This window comes from Spirillospora sp. CA-108201 (assembly GCF_050936235.1).
Taxonomy (GTDB): Bacteria; Actinomycetota; Actinomycetes; order Streptosporangiales; family Streptosporangiaceae; genus Spirillospora.
In genome coordinates this window covers 2,435,454-2,452,726 of the sequence record NZ_JBNJNE010000001.1, presented here as the reverse complement: position 1 = coordinate 2,452,726, position 17,273 = coordinate 2,435,454, and the positions used below count along the sequence as shown (strand labels likewise).

11 protein-coding genes and 2 pseudogenes are annotated in these 17,273 nt (G+C 73.8%); 5 read left to right on the top strand and 8 right to left on the bottom strand.

Annotated features, from left to right (window positions below):
* Window positions 1-3 precede the first annotated feature (3 nt).
* Window positions 4-567: a lysozyme family protein gene (locus ACQEU6_RS11960; protein WP_499331462.1), complete on the bottom strand. Its 564-nt coding sequence runs from the start codon at window positions 565-567 to the stop codon at window positions 4-6.
* Window positions 568-841: 274 nt separating this feature from the next.
* Window positions 842-1,417, bottom strand: a pseudogene (locus tag ACQEU6_RS11955) (serine/threonine-protein kinase); the annotation flags it as partial.
* Window positions 1,418-1,634: 217 nt separating this feature from the next.
* On the opposite strand from ACQEU6_RS11955, the gene hrpA reads away from it, so the two are divergent.
* Window positions 1,635-5,567 carry an ATP-dependent RNA helicase HrpA gene (hrpA, locus tag ACQEU6_RS11950; RefSeq protein ID WP_499331460.1) on the top strand — a complete coding sequence of 1,311 codons (3,933 nt, stop codon included), beginning with the start codon at window positions 1,635-1,637 and terminating at the stop codon, window positions 5,565-5,567.
* Here hrpA and ACQEU6_RS11945 read toward each other — a convergent pair.
* Window positions 5,564-5,788 carry a hypothetical protein gene (locus ACQEU6_RS11945; protein WP_499331458.1) on the bottom strand — a complete coding sequence of 75 codons (225 nt, stop codon included), beginning with the start codon at window positions 5,786-5,788 and terminating at the stop codon, window positions 5,564-5,566. The two genes, hrpA and ACQEU6_RS11945, sit on opposite strands and share 4 nt — an antisense overlap.
* Window positions 5,789-5,870: 82 nt before the next feature.
* Between ACQEU6_RS11945 and pip the strand changes: the two genes are divergently transcribed.
* Window positions 5,871-6,872, top strand: a complete 1,002-nt coding sequence (gene pip / locus ACQEU6_RS11940) for a prolyl aminopeptidase (RefSeq protein WP_499340151.1) — start codon at window positions 5,871-5,873, stop codon at window positions 6,870-6,872.
* Between the two features lie 27 nt (window positions 6,873-6,899).
* Complete coding sequence (locus ACQEU6_RS11935) at window positions 6,900-8,672, top strand: chromosome segregation ATPase (RefSeq protein WP_499331457.1); 1,773 nt, start codon at window positions 6,900-6,902, stop codon at window positions 8,670-8,672.
* 148 nt (window positions 8,673-8,820) lie between these two features.
* Here ACQEU6_RS11935 and ACQEU6_RS11930 read toward each other — a convergent pair whose 3' ends face one another.
* Window positions 8,821-9,510: a thioesterase family protein gene (locus ACQEU6_RS11930; RefSeq protein ID WP_499331455.1), complete on the bottom strand. Its 690-nt coding sequence runs from the start codon at window positions 9,508-9,510 to the stop codon at window positions 8,821-8,823.
* Window positions 9,511-9,611: 101 nt separating this feature from the next.
* A complete protein-coding gene (locus ACQEU6_RS11925) occupies window positions 9,612-10,127 on the bottom strand; it encodes a hypothetical protein (protein ID WP_499331453.1) in 516 nt (171 codons plus the stop codon).
* A 192-nt stretch (window positions 10,128-10,319) separates the two neighbouring features.
* On the opposite strand from ACQEU6_RS11925, the gene ACQEU6_RS11920 reads away from it, so the two are divergent.
* Entirely contained in the window at window positions 10,320-11,132 is an 813-nt protein-coding gene (locus tag ACQEU6_RS11920; RefSeq protein ID WP_499331451.1) for an ABC transporter ATP-binding protein, read from the top strand.
* Window positions 11,133-11,603: 471 nt separating this feature from the next.
* Window positions 11,604-12,671: an IS110 family RNA-guided transposase gene (locus tag ACQEU6_RS11915; RefSeq protein ID WP_499331449.1), complete on the top strand. Its 1,068-nt coding sequence runs from the start codon at window positions 11,604-11,606 to the stop codon at window positions 12,669-12,671.
* 84 nt (window positions 12,672-12,755) lie between these two features.
* Here the strand turns inward: ACQEU6_RS11915 and ACQEU6_RS11910 are convergent.
* From ACQEU6_RS11910 to ACQEU6_RS11900, 3 genes and pseudogenes are all read right to left on the bottom strand, one after another.
* A pseudogene (locus ACQEU6_RS11910) lies at window positions 12,756-14,373 on the bottom strand (IS1182 family transposase).
* Window positions 14,374-14,444: 71 nt separating this feature from the next.
* Window positions 14,445-15,800, bottom strand: coding sequence for an AAA family ATPase (locus ACQEU6_RS11905; protein WP_499331448.1), 1,356 nt, complete (start codon window positions 15,798-15,800; stop codon window positions 14,445-14,447).
* Window positions 15,797-17,269 carry a hypothetical protein gene (locus ACQEU6_RS11900; protein WP_499331447.1) on the bottom strand — a complete coding sequence of 491 codons (1,473 nt, stop codon included), beginning with the start codon at window positions 17,267-17,269 and terminating at the stop codon, window positions 15,797-15,799. Before ACQEU6_RS11900 ends, ACQEU6_RS11905 begins: the two co-directional genes overlap by 4 nt.
* Window positions 17,270-17,273: the final 4 nt, after the last annotated feature.

Sequence of the window (17,273 nt, the reverse complement as noted above, 5' to 3'; positions counted from 1 at the left end):
GTCTCAGCGCGGCCGGTAGTCGTCCATGTACCGGCGCACCTTCTCGGTGTACGGCCGGTACCTGGCCGGGACGCCTCTCGTCTTCACGACGGTCGTGGCCGACGTGCGGTACGCGGCGGCGAGGATCAGCGCCGGGTCGCCTGGAACGTCCTTCAGGTCCTTCCCCCAGTAGCACAGGAACCGGCCGATCGCGGGAATCGACAGTTCCGGCGTGATCTGGGCGGGCCTCGGCTCGGGGTTGTCGAGCCCGCCGGGCTGCCAGAACACCAGCACGTGCGGGGTCCACCGGGCGATGCCGTACTCGTCGTGCGCCGGGTCGGACAGGTGCGGGTCGAAGCCGCTCTCCGCCTTCAGCATCGCCGCGACCAGCGCCGGGCTCAGCCCGCGCAGCTCGCACCACGTCCCGGCCTGGACGATCACGTCGCGGTAGCGGGCGGGGACGTCGGACCCCGCCCGCAGCCACTGCCGGTTCCGCTCCTCCGGCGCCGTGCCCGCGTCCCGGTGGGGGAGCCACGCGAACGCGACGGCGGCCACGGCCACCGCGGCGGCCGCGCCGGCCGCCGCCACCGCCCGCCGCCGGCCGCGCAGGCGCTCCGCGCGGGGCGCCTCCTCGGCGCGATCGCGCCGGTGCGCGTCTCCCGGACGCCCGCGCCAGCGCCTCCCCGAAGTCCGCCGCCGACGCCCAGCGCCTGTCCCGGTCGGGATGGAGCGCGCGCGTCACAGCCGCGCCGACCCCCGACGGGATCGCGGCCCGGGTCTGGCCGAGCGGGCGCGGCGGCACGGCCGGCGGCTCACCGGTCAGCAGGTGGTGGGTCAGCGCGCCCAGCCCGTAGACGTCCGCGCGGCTGTCCGGAGCGCCGTCCACCTGCGTCTGCTCGGGCGCCATGTAACCGGGCGAGCCGGCGGGGAGCGTCAGCCTCGACAGGTGCTCACCGGTGCGCGCGATGCCGAGATCGGCGATCATGACGCGCTCGCCGCCGCCGGGCGCCGACCGCAGCAGCACGTTGGAGGGCTTCAGGTCGCGGTGCACGATGCCGAGGTCGTGCAGGTCCTGCACGCCCCGGATGATCTCCTGCGCGGTGCGCAGCGCCTCGCCCGGCGGGAGCGGCCCGTCGGCGAGCCGCTCGGCCAGCGTGCCGCGGTCGGCGTAGGTCATCACGAAGTAGGGCCGGCCGTCCGGCAGCTCCCCGATGTCGAAGACCTGCACCAGCCGGTGCGAGTCGGCGCGGCGCAGCAGCCGCGCCTCCTGGACGAACCGGTCCCGCACGTCGGTGCGCAGCGTCCAGTGCCCGGCCAGGATCTTGATCGCGACGGGGGAGTCGAGGTCGGGGTCGTGCCCCCGCCAGACCGAGGCGAAGCCGCCAGATCCGAGGTGGCTGTCGATCCGGTAGCGCCCGGCGGCGATCGGGGTCTCCACGTCTCCCAATCATGAATGACGGACAAGGGCCGGTGCAGTGGCTTTCGGTGAAGGATCAGGTGCGAGACGTCGCCGCGGAGGGGGAATGCGCCTTCCGGACGCGGCGTTGGAAGGACGGGATAATAGATCGCCCCGTGCGGGGTGTTCCGGCTACGGTGCGAAGGTTGTGGGGTCAGCGGGGCCTGGGAGGCCTGGAACCCTATCCTTGTCGATGGTTATGGGGACGAGTGTGGAATCGCCGCTCGCCGGCCTGAGTGCGCGCCTGCCGCAGTTGATGCTGCGCGACCAGCACCGGCTGCGCCGCAGGATCGACGGCGTCCAGAAGATGCGGGACGCCGCCCGCCGGGCCGGGGTCGCGGAGCAGATCGCCGCCGACGTCGAGGCCGCCGAGCGGCGGGTCGAGCGGCGGCGGCTCGCCGTGCCCGCGGTCGGCTATCCGCCGCAGCTGCCCGTGTCGCAGAAGAAGGACGACATCCTCGCCGCGATCCGCGACCACCAGGTCGTGATCGTCGCGGGTGAGACCGGCTCCGGCAAGACCACCCAGATCCCCAAGATCTGCCTCGAACTGGGCCGGGGCGTGCTCGGCTCCATCGGCCACACCCAGCCGCGGCGGCTCGCCGCGCGGACGGTCGGCGACCGCATCGCCGAGGAGCTCGGCACCGAGCTCGGCGAGACCGTCGGCTACAAGGTGCGCTTCACCGACCGGTCGAGCGACGGCACGCTCGTGAAGCTGATGACCGACGGCATCCTGCTCGCCGAGATCCAGACCGACCGGCTGCTGCGCCAGTACGACACGCTCATCATCGACGAGGCGCACGAGCGCAGCCTGAACATCGACTTCCTCCTCGGCTACATCAGGGAGATCCTGCCCCGGCGCCCCGACCTCAAGGTGGTCATCACCTCCGCGACGATCGACCCCGAGCGGTTCTCCGCGCACTTCGGGGACGCGCCGATCGTGGAGGTGTCCGGGCGCACCTACCCCGTCGAGGTCAGGTACCGCCCCGTCGCCGACCCGGACGACCCGTCCGCCGACCCCGACCGCGACCAGGTCCAGGCGATCGTCGACGCGGTCGACGAGCTCGGCCGCGAGGAGCCCGGCGACGTCCTGGTCTTCCTCAGCGGCGAGCGGGAGATCCGCGACACCGCCGACGCGCTCACCAAGCACTTCACCCGGCAGAGGGGGACCACCGAGGTCCTGCCGCTGTACGCGCGGCTGTCGTCGGCCGAGCAGCACCGCGTCTTCCAGCCGCACCGCGGGCGGCGCGTCGTGCTCGCCACCAACGTCGCGGAGACGTCGCTGACGGTCCCCGGCATCAAGTACGTCGTCGACCCCGGCACCGCCCGCATCTCCCGCTACAGCCACCGCCTCAAGGTGCAGCGGCTGCCGATCGAGCCGGTGTCGCAGGCGTCGGCGAACCAGCGCAAGGGCCGCTGCGGCCGTGTCTCCGAGGGCGTGTGCATCCGGCTGTACTCCGAGGAGGACTTCGAGTCCCGCCCGGAGTTCACCGACCCGGAGATCCTGCGGACGAACCTCGCGTCGGTCATCCTGCAGATGACCGCGCTCGGCCTCGGCGACATCGCCGCGTTCCCGTTCGTGGAGCCGCCGGACCGCCGCAACGTCAAGGCGGGCGTGGACCTGCTGCACGAGCTCGGCGCGATCGACCCGGCCGAGAAGGACCCGCGCAGGCGCCTCACCGAGCTCGGCCGCCGGCTCGCCCAGCTGCCCGTCGACCCCCGGCTCGGGCGCATGATCCTGGAGGCCGACCGCAACGGCTGCGTCCGCGAGGTGCTGATCATCGCGGCGGCGCTGTCGATCCAGGACCCGCGCGAGCGGCCCGCCGAGAACCAGCAGGCCGCCGACGACAGGCACCGCCGGTTCGCCGACCCCGGCTCGGACTTCCTCGCCTACCTGAACCTGTGGAACTACCTGCGCGAGCAGCAGTCGGAGCTGTCGGGCAGCGCGTTCCGCCGCATGTGCAAGAACGAGTTCCTGCACTACCTGCGCATCCGCGAGTGGCAGGATCTCCACGGCCAGCTCAAGCAGGTCGCCAAGTCGCTCGGCGTCACGCTCAACACCGCCGACGCGCCGCCCGACCGCATCCACACCTCGCTGCTCGCCGGCCTGCTCTCCCACATCGGCCTGATGGACGTCGACAAGAAGGACAAGCAGCGGCGCGGGCAGGAGTACCTCGGCGCCCGGGGCGCGAAGTTCGCGGTGTTCCCGGGGTCGTCGTTGTTCAAGAAGCCGCCGCGCTGGGTGATGTCGGCGGAGCTGGTCGAGACGTCCCGGCTGTGGGGGCGGATCAACGCCAGGATCGAGCCCGAGTGGGTCGAGCCCCTCGCGCAGCACCTGGTGAAGCGCAACCACAGCGAGCCGCACTGGTCGAAGAAGCAGGCGGCCGTCATGGCGCGCGAGAAGGTCACCCTCTACGGGGTGCCGATCGTCGCCGACCGCCGCGTCAACTACGGCTCCATCGACCCGGCGCTGTCGCGCGAGCTGTTCATCCGGCACGCGCTCGTCGAGGGCGACTGGGAGACCCACCACCGGTTCTTCCACGACAACCGCGCCCTGCTCGACGAGGTGGAGGAGCTGGAGCACCGCGCCCGGCGCCGCGACATCCTCGTCGACGACGAGACCCTTTTCGACTTCTACGACGCGCGGATCCCCGAGGACGTCGTCTCCGGGCGGCACTTCGACGCCTGGTGGAAGAAGGCCCGGCGCGCCGACCCCGACCTGCTCGGCTTCGAGAAGTCGATGCTGATCAACGATTCCGCGGGCGGTGTCAGCGAGTCGGACTACCCGGACGTGTGGCAGCAGGGCGCGCTGCGGCTGCGCCTCACCTACCAGTTCGAGCCGGGCGCCGACGCCGACGGCGTCACCGTGCACATCCCCGTCCAGGTCCTCAACCAGGTGCGGCCCGCCGGCTTCGACTGGCAGGTGCCGGGCCTGCGCACCGAACTGGCCACCGAGCTGATCCGGTCGCTGCCGAAGCAGCTGCGCGTCAACTTCGTCCCGGCGCCCGACTACGCGCGCAAGATCCTCGACCGCGTCGCGCCGCGCACCGAGCCCCTGCTGGACGCCCTGGAGCGCGAGCTGACCGCGATGACGAGCGTGCCGGTCGCGCGCGAGGCGTGGGACCCGTCCCGGTTGCCCGCCCATCTGCGCATCACGTTCCGGGTCGTGGACGCGGCGGGCCGGACCCTGGGCGAGGGCACCGACCTGGACGAGCTGAAACGCCGCCTCGCCGGAAAGGTGCGGGGGACGCTGTCGAAGGCGGCGTCCACGATCGAGCGGTCCGGGCTCACCGCCTGGACGATCGGCGAGCTGCCGCGAACCTACGAGCGAAACCAGGCCGGCTACGACGTCAAGGCCTATCCGGCGCTCACCGACGAGGGCGACACGGTCGCCGTGCGCATGTACGAGACGCAGGCCGAGCAGCGCCGTGCGATGTGGCTGGGCACGCGGCGGCTGATCCTGTTGAACGCGCCGTCGCCGGTGAAGCTCATCCAGGGCCGGTTGACCAACAAGGGAAAGCTGGCGCTCAGCCACAACCCGCACGGGTCGGTCGCGGCCCTGTTCGAGGACTGCGTCACCGCCGCGGCCGACCGGCTCATCGCCGAGGCGGGCGGGCCCGCGTGGGACCAGGGCGGCTTCGGCGCCCTGCACGACCGGGTCCGCGCCGACCTGCACGACGCGACCGCCCAGATCGTCGGCCTGGTCGAGCGGATCCTCGCCGAGGCGCACGAGATCGACCGGAGGCTGCGCGGCACCGCGAGCCTCACCCTCGTCCCGGCGCTCACCGACGTCCGCGCCCATCTCGGCACGCTCGTCCACCCGGGATTCGTCACCGCGACCGGCTGGGCCCGGCTCCCCGATCTCCCGCGCTACCTGCGCGCCCTCCAGGTCAGGCTCGACAAGCTCCCTGAGAATCCGGGCCGCGACCGCATGCTCGCGCACCAGGTCGAAGTGCTGACGCAGGAGTACGACCAGACGCTGCGCCGGCTCCCCCCGGCCCGGCGCGGGGAGGAGCCGGTCCGGCAGGTCCGCTGGATGCTGGAGGAGCTGCGGGTCAGCCTCTTCGCCCAGCAGCTCGGCACCCGCTTCCCCGTCTCCGACAAGCGCATCCGCAAGGCGATGGCCCAGCTCTAGGCGGGAGTGCGCGCGAACAGCTCCAGGTGCCCGCAGCGGCGGCACCGCAGCGCGTCGATCTGCCAGCGGGGCCGGCCCATGCGCTTGGCCCCGCCGAAGATTCCACGCTCCAGCGGCCCGGGGATCCAGCGGGAGTAGCCGCGCGAGGCCTCGCCCGCGTCCTCGATGAAGCCCTGTTCGAGGTCCTCGCCCTCGCACTGCGTGCACGTCGGCTGCGTCATGCCGGGAGGGTAGCGGGTCGCGGCGCGCGGGAGCGGCGGCGGGACGACGCGTGATCACGTCGGGTGATACTGGGACATGGCCTTGCGGGAGTACTACCCATCGATCGAGCCGTACGACTCCGGGCTGCTGGACGTCGGCGACGGCGACCGCGTCTACTGGGAGACCTGCGGCAATCCGGACGGACTGCCCGCGGTGGTCCTGCACGGCGGGCCCGGAGGCGGGTCCCTGCCCGACCACCGGCGGTTCTTCGACCCGTCCCGGTACCGCGTCGTCCTGTTCGACCAGCGCAACTGCGGCCGGAGCCTGCCCGGAGCCGGTGACCCGGCGGTGCCGCTCGACCACAACACCACGCCGCACCTGGTGGCCGACATGGAGCGCCTGCGCGAGCACCTGTCGATCGAACGCTGGCTCGTGTTCGGCGGCAGTTGGGGGAGCACCCTCGCGCTCGCGTACGCGCAGGCGCACCCCGGCAGGGTCGGCGCGATGGTGCTGCGCGGCATCTACCTCGTCCGTCCGTGGGACGAGGCGTGGGCGCTGACCCCGACCGGCGCGGCGCGCCTGTTCCCGGCCGAGTGGGCGGCGTTCCGGGACGCGATCCCGCCCGCCGAGCAGGACGACCTGCTGGCCGCCTACGGCCGCCGCGTCGGCCACCCGGACCCGGCCGTCCGCCTCCCGGCCGCCCGCGCCTGGGCCGCGTGGGAACTGGCGGCCAACACGCTCCTGCCCGTCCCGCCGCCGGAACTGGACGACGCGGTGATGGTGGCGTTCGCCCGCATCATGCACCACTACATCGCGAACGGGGGCTTCCTCCCCGCCGGCGGCCTGCTCGCGGGCGTGGACCGCGTCCGGCACATCCCCGCCGTTATCGTGAACGGGCGCTACGACGTGAAGACGCCGCTGGAGCAGGCGTGGGACCTGCACCGCGCGTGGCCGGAGGCGCGGTTCCACGTCGTCGAGGACGCCGGGCACGGCGGAGGGGAGCCCGGGACGCGCGACCTCCTCGTCGAGGCCACCGACGCCTTCGCCGCTCACTTTTCCGCGAAGTGGGCGCCCCCACATGTACCACCCAAGTCACTGCAGTGACGCGTGGGGGTGCGTAAGGTTCATTGCATGCCTAATAGCGAAGAGCGCGACATTAGCGGCCCCTTGGGGGCGGCCGCGGCTCCCCAGGGCGCGGTCTCCGAGGGCTCGGCGGACGAGGGCACGGGGTCCGGGGCGCCCGTCGAGACCACGGTCGCGCGCATGGGCGAGCCGGTCACGGTGTGGCCGTGCGCCAACTGCGGGCGGCCCGTCCCGCAGCCGGTCGGCGCCACCCGCACCGTCCGCTACTGCCAGGACAACGACGGCGCCTGCGCCCGCGAGGCGCGCGAGCGCCGCGACCGCGGCCGGGACGCGCCGGGCCTCACCGGGCAGGTCGCGTCGGCATGGGAGATCGTCGAGCGGATGGAGCGGGCCGCCGACGCGCTCGCCGACTCGCTGACCTCCGAGCTGAGCGTCGCCGGCGTGGAGCGCCGCGTCGCGGAGGTGCGGGCCGAGGCGGCCCGCGAGCTCGCCATCGCGCAGAGCGAGCGCGACGCCTCCCAGCGCAAGGCCGAGGAGGCGTGGCACGAGGCCGTCTCGTCCCGCAAGCGCGCCGAGACGGCCGAGGGGGACGCCGGGCGCGCCCGCGAGGAGGCCAAGCTCGCCACCGCCAAGCGCGACGCCGCGCAGCAGGCGTGGGAGGAGGCCCACCAGATCGCGCAGCAGTCCATGACGGCCAAGCTCGCCGCCGAGAGCGAGCGCGACCGGGTCGCGGCCCGCGAGGCCGAGCTGCTCGCCGCGCTGGAGGCCGCGCGGGCCGAGCTCGTCGGCCTGCACGCCAAGCTCGCCGAGACGGAGGGCGCCGCCGAGGCGCAGCGCGTGGAGGCCGCGGTCGCCAAGCAGGGCGCCGAGGACCTGCGCAACGCCATGCGCGACACCGAGGCGCAGCGGCAGCGCGCCATGCAGGCCGCCAGCAAGGCCGAGGCCGAGCGCACCACCGCGCTGCGCGCCCAGTCGGAGGCCGAGGCGGAGGTCGTCCGCGCCGGCGCCCGCGCCGACGAGGCCGCCAAGGAGCGGGACGCCGCGCTGGCGCAGGCCACGGTCGCGACGGCCGAGCGGGACGAGCTGAACGCCAAGGTCAACGACCAGGCGGTGCAGCTGCGGCAGCTGTCGCAGTCGGTCGCCGAGCAGCAGGCCGCGCTCACCGCCCTCGCCGAGGAGCGCGACGCCGCCCGCGCCGAGGCCGACCGCGCCCGCCGCCAGATCGACCAGCTCACCCACAACACGCTGTCGTCGAACTTCCCGCCCGGTGGCCGGATGTCCGGCGGCGGCCACCCGGGGCCACCGCCCGGCGCGCCGCCCTCCGGAGCCCCCGGCCCCGCCCCGGCGGCGCCCGGCGTGCCGCCGGGCCCGCCCCCGATCGGCGGCCCCTTCCCGGGCGGCCCCCGCCCCACCCGGGCGCGCCGGTGCCCCTCGGGGCCCCCGCCCCGATCACGCCGCCGGCCCCGAACGGGACGCCGGGCTCGACCACGGGCGGCCAGCCCGCACCGGGCGGCCTCCCCCCGAACCACGGTCGCCTCCTCAACGGCGCGGACCGGGAGGACCCCCTGTTCACCGGTCACTGACCGCCCAGGCCCGGACGGCCGCGCCGTCCGGGCTCACTCAGCCGAGGCCGACCACCAGGACCAGGGCCAGCGCCGCCACGGCGGCGGACGCCAGGACCTGGTCGCGCTCCCTCACCGCGGTCCGCCGCGGTGCCGGGACCCTCCGATGGTCGCGCCCCAGGTCCATCGCGGCGCGGCGTGCGCGCTCCCAGTAAGCCCCCGTGTACACGGCCAGCGCCGCCAGCCCCAGAATGAGTAACCCGTCTCCGCGCATCGATCCGCCTCCCGTTCTCCGCGGAAGCTCAGATTGAACAGCGGATCCGGTGCGAGTGACAGTGTCGGACGACACAGACCGCCGGAATGGGCGGGCCCAGGCGGCCCCGCCCATCGGATCGTCGGCCGGACCGTCAGCGCCCGAACGTCTCGGGATCGACCTCGATCCAGATCTGCTCGGCGCGGCCCAGCAGCCGCCCGTCCGCCCCGTACAGGGCGGTCGCCGCGTGCATCTTGCGGCCCTCGCGGCTGCGCGCGAGCCCCATCACGACGCACCGCTCACCCGCGTCCGGCACGTCCATGACCTGCGCCGTCATCGTGCCGAGGACCGCCGGGCGGCCCGCCACGTCGAACGACCAGCCGCCGGGGCAGTCGAGGGCGGCCCACACCAGCTCGCGCTCGGGCATCCGGTCGGGCACCCACGGCGCCGCGACGGTGTCGTCGGCGACGGGCCCCGGTTCGAGCCGCAGCCCGTCGCCGGGCTCGCGCTCCGGCCCGCACACGAAGCACCCCGGGAACGGGTGGTTCTCCGCCGCCCGGTACTTCTCCGCCGCCCTCAGCGCCTCCTCGAACGGGACGGCCGCGATGGGCGGCACCACGATCGCCCCCGCGAGCGCCTCGGCGACGAGCCGGTCGCCGTCCCACAGCCGCGCGCTGTGCCCGCGCTCGTCCTCCACCGTGACGGCCAGCTCGGTGTCCAGCGGCGGGGGCCGCCGCAGCGTCACGGTCACCGTGTCGATCGGCACCCTCCCCGCCAGGCGCCCCGCCACGTATCCGCCGTTCCCGGACCCGTCCGGCCCGTGGAACCGCCTCTCGATGATCAATTGTCCATCCCCCGTGCTCACTACCGCCAAACCAAAACGGGACCGATCATATTGAGCCCCACCGACAACCCACCCCCCGGGGGTAGCCGGTACCCGCCGCGCTACACGGCCCGGGAAGGCTGCGGCCTGCCCGGACGGGTGGTGAAGAAGACCGAGAGGGAGCCGCGCAGGCGGGCGCGGACGGTGTCCTCGTCGACGGGGCCGTCCGCGGGGACGGGGGTGCGGTCGAGGGCCCGGGCGATGAGCAGGTCGACGTTGCGGTCGGCGACGAGGACGGAGCACGTGTCGCATCCGTACCAGGGGTAGAGCATGTTGAGGACGGCCACGGCGGTGTCGTCGTCCGACAGGTGCGTGGTGTCCAGTTCGACCTCGAACATGTCGGTGTCGTCGGGGTCGAGCGTGGGGTAGTAGAGCCAGCGCGGCGCGGCCACGCCGCAGAAGTCGCATGCCTGGTCGAGCGGGGCGGGCTCGCCGACCGCGAGTTCGAGTTCGTGGTCCCACGGCTCGACCCGCCGGTTGTGGCGGTAGCCGACGCCGTCGAGCGAGCCCTCGCGGTTGTGCGTCACGTCGTGCACCTCGCCGCCGCAGCGGGCGCACATGAAGCCGAGGTCCTCCATGTCCCTCCCCGATCGCTGAGGCACCGGCTCTCACAGTATCCGGCCGGACGCCTCGCTCGTACCAGGCCGCGGCGTTCGGGTACGTTGAGGACCCATCACCGACGCTCTCGCTCCGGCGACCCCGGTCTCCCGCGTCCGCACGCCGCACATCCACCCGCGTGCCCTCATTTCGCGCTCTCGAACGGAGTCCCCGTGCCCGACGTCGTGCTGAACGCCGACAAGATCGATCTGGTGCGCGAGCGGCGGACGCTGCTCGACCGCGTCACGCTGACGGTGCTGCGCGGCGAGCACTGGGCGCTGATCGGCCCGAACGGGGCCGGCAAGAGCACGCTGCTCGGCATCCTCGGCGCCTACACCCACCCGACGCGCGGCACGGCGGAGATCCTCGGGCGCCGGCTCGGCCGCGTGGACGTCGGGGAGCTGCGCAGGCTGATCGGGCAGGTCGACCCGCGGCACCCCCTGCAGTCGGCGCGGACGGTGCGCGAGGTCGTCCTGACCGGCGTGACGGGCACCATCGAGCTCGTCCCGCGCTGGACGCCGGCCGCCGAGGACCTGCGCCGTGCGGACGAGCTGATCGCGCTGATGGGCCTCACGCCCCGCGCGGGCGCCCGCTGGCCGAACCTGTCGCAGGGGGAGCGCGGGCGCACGCTGATCGCGCGGGCGCTGATGCCCGACCCGCCGCTGCTGCTGCTCGACGAGCCCGCCACCGGCCTGGACGTCGCCGCCCGGGAGCGGCTGCTCGCCGGCATCGACCAGCTGCGCGCCGAGCGTCCCGACCTGACCACCGTGCTCGTGACGCACCACCTGGAGGAGCTGCCCGTCAGCACCAGCCACGCCCTGCTGCTGCGCGAGGGGCAGGTGCTCGCCTCCGGGCCGGCCGGCGACGTCCTCACGACCGAGCTGGTCAGCGCGTGCTTCGACCACCCGATCACCATCAGCCGGCATCACGGCCGCTGGGCCGCGACCGCCGGCCGGGCCCGACCCGCCGCGGAGCGCTCCGACTAGGCTGTGTTTCAAAGCCCCGGCCCTCTTCGCTCGCCTTGCGGCTCGCTGCGTGACCGGGCCTGGGCGAACGCGGCATCGCTTCGCGATCTGCCCGGTTCCGCTCGCCTCCGGCTTCGCTCCACCGGCCAGGTCACGCGTTCGCGCGCGTGGCCGAGGCCGCTTCGAGACAGGCTGTGAGTCTTGTGCTGGCTGGTCTGGGATCGGCTGGCAAGGATGGTGTCGGCTGCTCCGACCTTGGACGTGACTCGAGACAGGCTCGGCCCCTTCCGGGGTGCTCTTCTAGAGATCTGTCCGTCCCGGGGCGGGGGCGGCCGACGCCGTCCTGGCCCACCTCGGTGACCTGATCAGAAGGCTGTCCGCCCGATGGGCGCGACTCATCACAGTGCTGCCCCGAAGTGACTCCTATCCAGACCGGCGCCGGCCGCCGGCGGCCGGACCGCTGTACCTGGGATAGGAAGGACCCGAGCCGCTGTGGCCATCGTCGCGCAAACTCACCCGTTCGTCATCGGCGTCGACACCCACGCCCGCAACCACGTCCTGGCGATCCTTGCCGCCACCGGTGAGGTCATCGACACCGGGCAGTTCCCGACCACGGCGGCGGGCATGGCCCGCGCCATCGCGTGGGCGGCCCGCCGCACCGGCGCGGACCTGGCCGCACTCTGGGTGATCGAGGGCGTGGCGTCCTACGGTGCCGGTCTGGCAGCCCTGGTCGAGCGGACCGGTTATCAGGTGGTCGAAGCGGCCCGGATGAACGCGCGCGCCAACCACGGGATCGGTAAGTCCGACCCGCTGGATGCTCAACGCATCGCCGCCGCCGTCCTCGCCCTGGACACCCGCGAGTTGCGCCGCCCGCGCCTGGCCGAGGGGGTGCGGGCCGCGCTGCGGGTCCTGGTCACCGCCCGCGACCACATGACGGCCGAACGCACCGCGACCCTCAACGCGCTGATCGCGCTCCTGCGCGTCGTCGACCTGGGTATCGATGCCCGCAAGCCAGTGACCGGCACACAGATCGCCACGGTGGCCCGCTGGCGTGCTCGGGATGAGGAACTGGGCGCTGCCACCGCCCGCACCGAGGCCATACGGCTGGCCAAACGCGTGCTCGAACTCGACGAACAGATCGCCGCCAACGGCGCCCGCATGACCCAGCTCGTCCAGGCCAGCCAGGCCGCACCATTGCTGAACAAGACCGGCATCGGGCCCGTGACCGCCGCCATCTGCCTGACCGCCTGGTCGCATCACGGCCGGGTGCGCTCCGAGGCCGCGTTCGCCGCCCTGGCCGGAGTGAACCCCATCCCCGCGTCCTGGGGAAACACCGTCCGCCACCGCCTCAACCGCGGCGGCGACAGGCGCCTGAACCGAGCCCTGCACATCGCCGTCCTCACCCGCATGACCCACGACCCGCAAACCCGCGCCTACGTCGAGCGACGCCGGGCCCAAGGCCGCACCACCAAAGAGATCCGCCGCTGCCTCAAACGCTACCTAGCCCGCCAGATCTACCGACTCCTCAACACCACCGACACGGCCATCAGCCGAGCTTGACGAACATAGAAGGATCTCTAGAAGACTGCTGAAGATCTTGCGCGAGGGGCTTGTCCGGCTGTGGGCCGGACAAGCCCCTCGTGGTTATGTGCCGGCTGGTGAGAGGTGCCAGGTGTCGTTGGTTCGGGTGAGTCCGAGGTTGATGAGTCGGCGGAGGTTGAGGGCGGCGGCTCGGGTGTGGAGCCAGGCGTCGGCTTTGATGGTGCCGCGGTGGCGGAGGCGGCGGTTTGCGTGGTGGACGAGCCAGGCGATGGCGCGTTCGACCGGTGGTCTCCAGCGGCGGTAGTCGGCTTGCCGGTCCGGATCGCCGGCCGCTTGGCGGCGGGCGGCGGCTTGGAGGTCGTGGTGGGGGCGGATGGTCAGGATCCGGCCGGTCTTGGCGTTGGTGCACCGCTCGCGCAGCCGGCACCCGGTGCACCGGTTCCCGAACACGGCTTTGCGCTGGTGGTGCCGCCCGCCCGGGGCCGATAAGGGGGCGGTGTGCCCGGCGGGGCAGGTCACGGTGCCGTTGGTGGTGTCGATGGCGAAGTCGTCCAGGGTGAAGCCGCCGGGGACGGCGGGCCGCAGCGGGGCGGGCTTGATGAACAGCCGGTGCCCGGCGGCGGTGAGGGCGTGGCGGACGTCGCCGGTGGAGTAGGCGGTGGAGTAGGCGGTGGAGTAGGCGGTGGAGTAGGCGGTGTCGCCGAACACCTCCACCGGGGTGTCCTCGACGGCGAGCAGGTCCAGGCCGACGACGGCTTCGTGGTGGGCGGCCCCGGCGCCGGGGCCGCAGGGCCACGGCGGTGAACAAGCCGGTCTCGGGCTCGACGGCCAGGTGGGCCTTGAAGCCGTCCTGGCGGTGGCTGCGGGTCTTGTGCACGTGCCGGGCCTGGGGGTCGACGGTCGAGATCATCCGGTCCGGGGCGGTGCCGTCGGTGATGCGCCAGCGTCCGTCGCGGCCGTCGGACCCCTGGGCCGGTTCGACGTCCTGCCCGGCGACCAGGGCCAGGATCCCGACCGCGTTCGCGGCCCGCTCGCCCAGTTCCTGCTCGGGCAGATGCCCCAGCAACCGCAGCGCGTCACCGACCAGAGCGTCCACCAGGCCGGCGCGGGCCTGCTCATCGTTCCAAGCGATGCGCGGCTTGCCCGGATCGGTGTAGTCGTGCGCGGTGCACGCCGCCGCGGCCACCCCGGCCGCTCCCGGCACTTCGCGGATCACCGCCCGGACCGCGGCGATCAACTGGGTGACGGTGTCCTGGGTCGCGACCGCATCGTCCAGCACGGTCGAGTCCAGCGCCCGCCGCTGCCGGCCCTTGAGCACCCCGGTCGCCTGGACGACCCGCCGGACCGCCTCGAACACCCGGTCCGGCCGCGCCGAACGCGCCAGCCGACGACGGAAGTAGGCCAGCAGCGACGCATCGAACGCGGTGTCGTGCAGACCCAACCCGCACGCGGCCTTCCACCGCAGGTCACACCGCAACTCCTGCACCGTCTCGAAATCAGACAACCCGTGCAGTGCCTGCAAGGTGATCGCCGCGGCCAGAATCTGCGGCGGCATCGACGGCCGCCCGTTGGCCGAGGGATACATGTCGGCGAACAACTCCACCGGGAACAACGCCTGCCGATGCTCGGCCAGGAACGCAAACACGCTCCTGGCCGGGATCAGCTCCCGGCACGTCTCCCACACATCCGGACCGACCGACTCCCCAGCCCACTCACCCATCACCACAACACACCACACTGACCCCACCGCATCCGCGACGGGACCAGAACCCCAAGATCTTCAACAGTCTTCTAGGCGCCGGCGACGCGGTGCCTGGCCAGGTGGGCCAGGACCGACTGGTTCGCCTCCCACCCGTCCGGGAACTTGACCGGCACGCCGAGGTGCACCGGCTCGGCGGACGGATGCGCGTCCAGCAGCTCGGGGATGCCTGCCCGCGCCACGACGACGCACGCGTGGCGGTGCCGCGACGCGAGCACGCACAGCCGCCCCGACTCCAGGTGGAACGCGGTCGCGTCGCGGCGGCCCGACAGCGGGTGCAGCACGACCGTCACGTCGTACTCGCGGCCCTGGAGCCGGTTGGCGGTGTCGACGGTGACGCCCTCGCCGTGCGGGCCGAGCGCGGCGCGGATCGCGGTGACCTGGTCGCGGTGGGCCGCGCCGATCGCGACGCGTGCGGCGTCCACCGGGTTCGACCCGAGCTCGGAGTGCGCGACGGGACCGCGCTGCAGCAGCCGGACGGCGAGCGCCGCCGTCGCGCGGACGGCCTCGGAGTCGGTGCGCAGCGTGTGCCGGGCGGGCAGCTCGTAGAGGGCCCAGCCGGTGGCCGCCGCCTCTTCGAGCGCGTGGTCGTAGGTGGTGCCCATGCCGCGCGCGGCGAACTCCAGCCTCCGGTCGCCCGGGCCCGTGCCGGCGCGGAAACCGGTGAACGGGTAGAACGCGTCCGAGACCACCGGCGCCGCCGACGCGGGCAGCCGCCAGGACACCGGCAGCCGGTGGACGGGAAGCTCCGGATTGTGCGCGAGCAGGACCGACACGGCGCTGCGCATCGGGTCCCAGCTCAGGCCCGCCCAGCGTTCGACCTCGACGGTGGAGAACGGGTCGAGCTGGCCGGGGTCGCCGACGAACAGCGCCCGCTCGAAACGCCCGGCGATGCGCAGCAGCAGGTCCGAGCGCATCTGGTACGCCTCGTCCACGATCGCCCACGGCCACGACCCGTCCGAGAGCGTGGCCCACTTCGCGCCCGTCGCGATGACGACGGTGCGCTCGGCGAGGTCGTCGGCCTTCTGCGCCACCCGGACCGACGGGTGCGCCATCACCCGTTCGGACGGCACGTAGCCCGACGCCGACAGCCGGCCGAGCGTGATTCCGGGATGCTTCGCGGCGATCCGGTCGATGAGGTCGTCGACCTGCTCGTTGGTCTGCGCCACGATCATCAGCCGCTCGCCGGCCTCGGCCAGGTGCGCGGCCGCGCGGACCACCAGGGTCGACTTGCCCGCGCCGGGCGGGGAGTCGACCACCACGCCGCGGTGCCCGCCGCCGAGGTCGGCCAGGACGCCGTCGACGACCCGCGCCGCGGCGTCGCCCGGAGCGAGGGAGGGCTCCGGGTCCCGCGCCGCCACCAGGTGACGGCCCGCCTGACCGGTCACGACCATTCCTCTTCGGCGTCCTCGTGGGTCGGCACGTACTCAGCGGGCGGCCCGCCGTGCGTCCAGGGGGTGTCCTCCCGGTCGGGGAACCTCGCCGCGCCGAACGAGCCCTCCGTCAACGAGGTGAAGCACACCCGGTCGCCGACCTCGGGGACGGCGCCCGCCTCCGGGGTGAGCTTGCGGCCCATCCCGCCGGTCAGCTCCAGCAGCACGCCGCCGTCGTCCAACTCCACGATCCTCCCCTTGAGCGCCGGTCTGGCGGCACTGCACACGGTCGTGCCGACGTCGAGCCGCACCGGGTCCCGCGTGCCGACCCGCAGCAGCGGGCGCAGCTTCGGCCGCTTGCCCGTCTCGTCCAGCCGTGCGGGGTCGCACTCGGTGACCGTCCCGCCGAACGCCTGGCCGGCCAGCCGGTGCTCGGCCATCACCAGGGGGTCGTCGAACGCCCGCTGCGCGTCGTAGGCGTCCTGCGCGCGTTCGAGGTCGTGCAGCCGCCGCGCCGCGCGGACGGGCGGATCGCGGCGCGCCTGAGGATACGCCTCGCCGAACGTCTGGTGGTAATAGGTGAAGGCGTCCCGGTCGCGCTCCCAGCGGCGGGGGACGCTCGCCCCCTCCGGCAGCGCGCGCAGCAGGTCGACCGCCCGCCACATCAGCTCCCAGGTCGGGGTGAGCTGGCTCGCGATCGCGGTCCGCAGCCGCTCCTCGGCGGCGGGAGCCCCGCCCGACCGGTCGTAGGCGGCGATGGCGGGGGCGAGGACCTCGTTGTCGAACGTCGGGTCGGTCGTCGGGCCCGCGGGCGGGCAGACGACCGGGTCCTCGGCGCGGGCCGCCGCGGCGGGGCCGTCGAGGCCGTCCGGCGGGTCGATCCAGCCCATCAGCGCGGCGAGGTTGCCGTCCTCCAGCGAGCTCTGCCCGGTCGCCCAGTGCAGCCGCAGCAGCTCCGTCACCGCCCCCAGCAGGGACGACCCCGGATGGTCGTGGCGGTCGGCGAACCACGTCAGCCACCGGCCGAGCACCGGGACCGCCGGGTCCACCGCGTACGGGCCCTCGGTGCTGCGGAACCGCGTCGACCGGCCCACCATGCGCAGGAACGCGACGCCGCCCCGGTTCGGCACGAGCAGCTGCGGCGCGTCCCCGTACCGGATCCGCTCGTCGCCGTCCTTGCCGGGCGGCAGCTCCTCCACCGGCCCGCGGCTCGTCTCGATGTGGTTCAGGACCAGTTTGGCGAACGTCGCCGCGAAGGCGAACCGCAGGTCGCGGTTGCGCGGCTGCGGGACGACGAGCACCGCCGCGTCGTCCGGCGCGCCGCCGAGCATCACGGCCAGCGGCGCCGCCGCCTCCCCGGCGAGCTTCAGCGGGACGAGCACGAGCGGGGCGCCGGAGACGTGGCAGTGCCGCACGGTCGCGAGCGGCTGCGCGATCCCGGCGTCCGCCGCCTGCAGCCGCGCGAGCGAGGACAGAGCGGTCATGGGC

Bases quoted from the DNA above. Each gene is read 5' to 3' on its own strand.
- ACQEU6_RS11935 (WP_499331457.1), top strand. From the start codon at position 6,900: ATGCCTAATAGCGAAGAGCGCGACATTAGCGGCCCCTTGGGGGCGGCC.
- ACQEU6_RS11900 (WP_499331447.1), bottom strand. From the start codon at position 17,269: ATGACCGCTCTGTCCTCGCTCGCGCGGCTGCAGGCGGCGGACGCCGGG.
- hrpA (WP_499331460.1), top strand. From the start codon at position 1,635: ATGGGGACGAGTGTGGAATCGCCGCTCGCCGGCCTGAGTGCGCGCCTG.
- ACQEU6_RS11945 (WP_499331458.1), bottom strand. From the start codon at position 5,788: ATGACGCAGCCGACGTGCACGCAGTGCGAGGGCGAGGACCTCGAACAG.
- ACQEU6_RS11925 (WP_499331453.1), bottom strand. From the start codon at position 10,127: ATGGAGGACCTCGGCTTCATGTGCGCCCGCTGCGGCGGCGAGGTGCAC.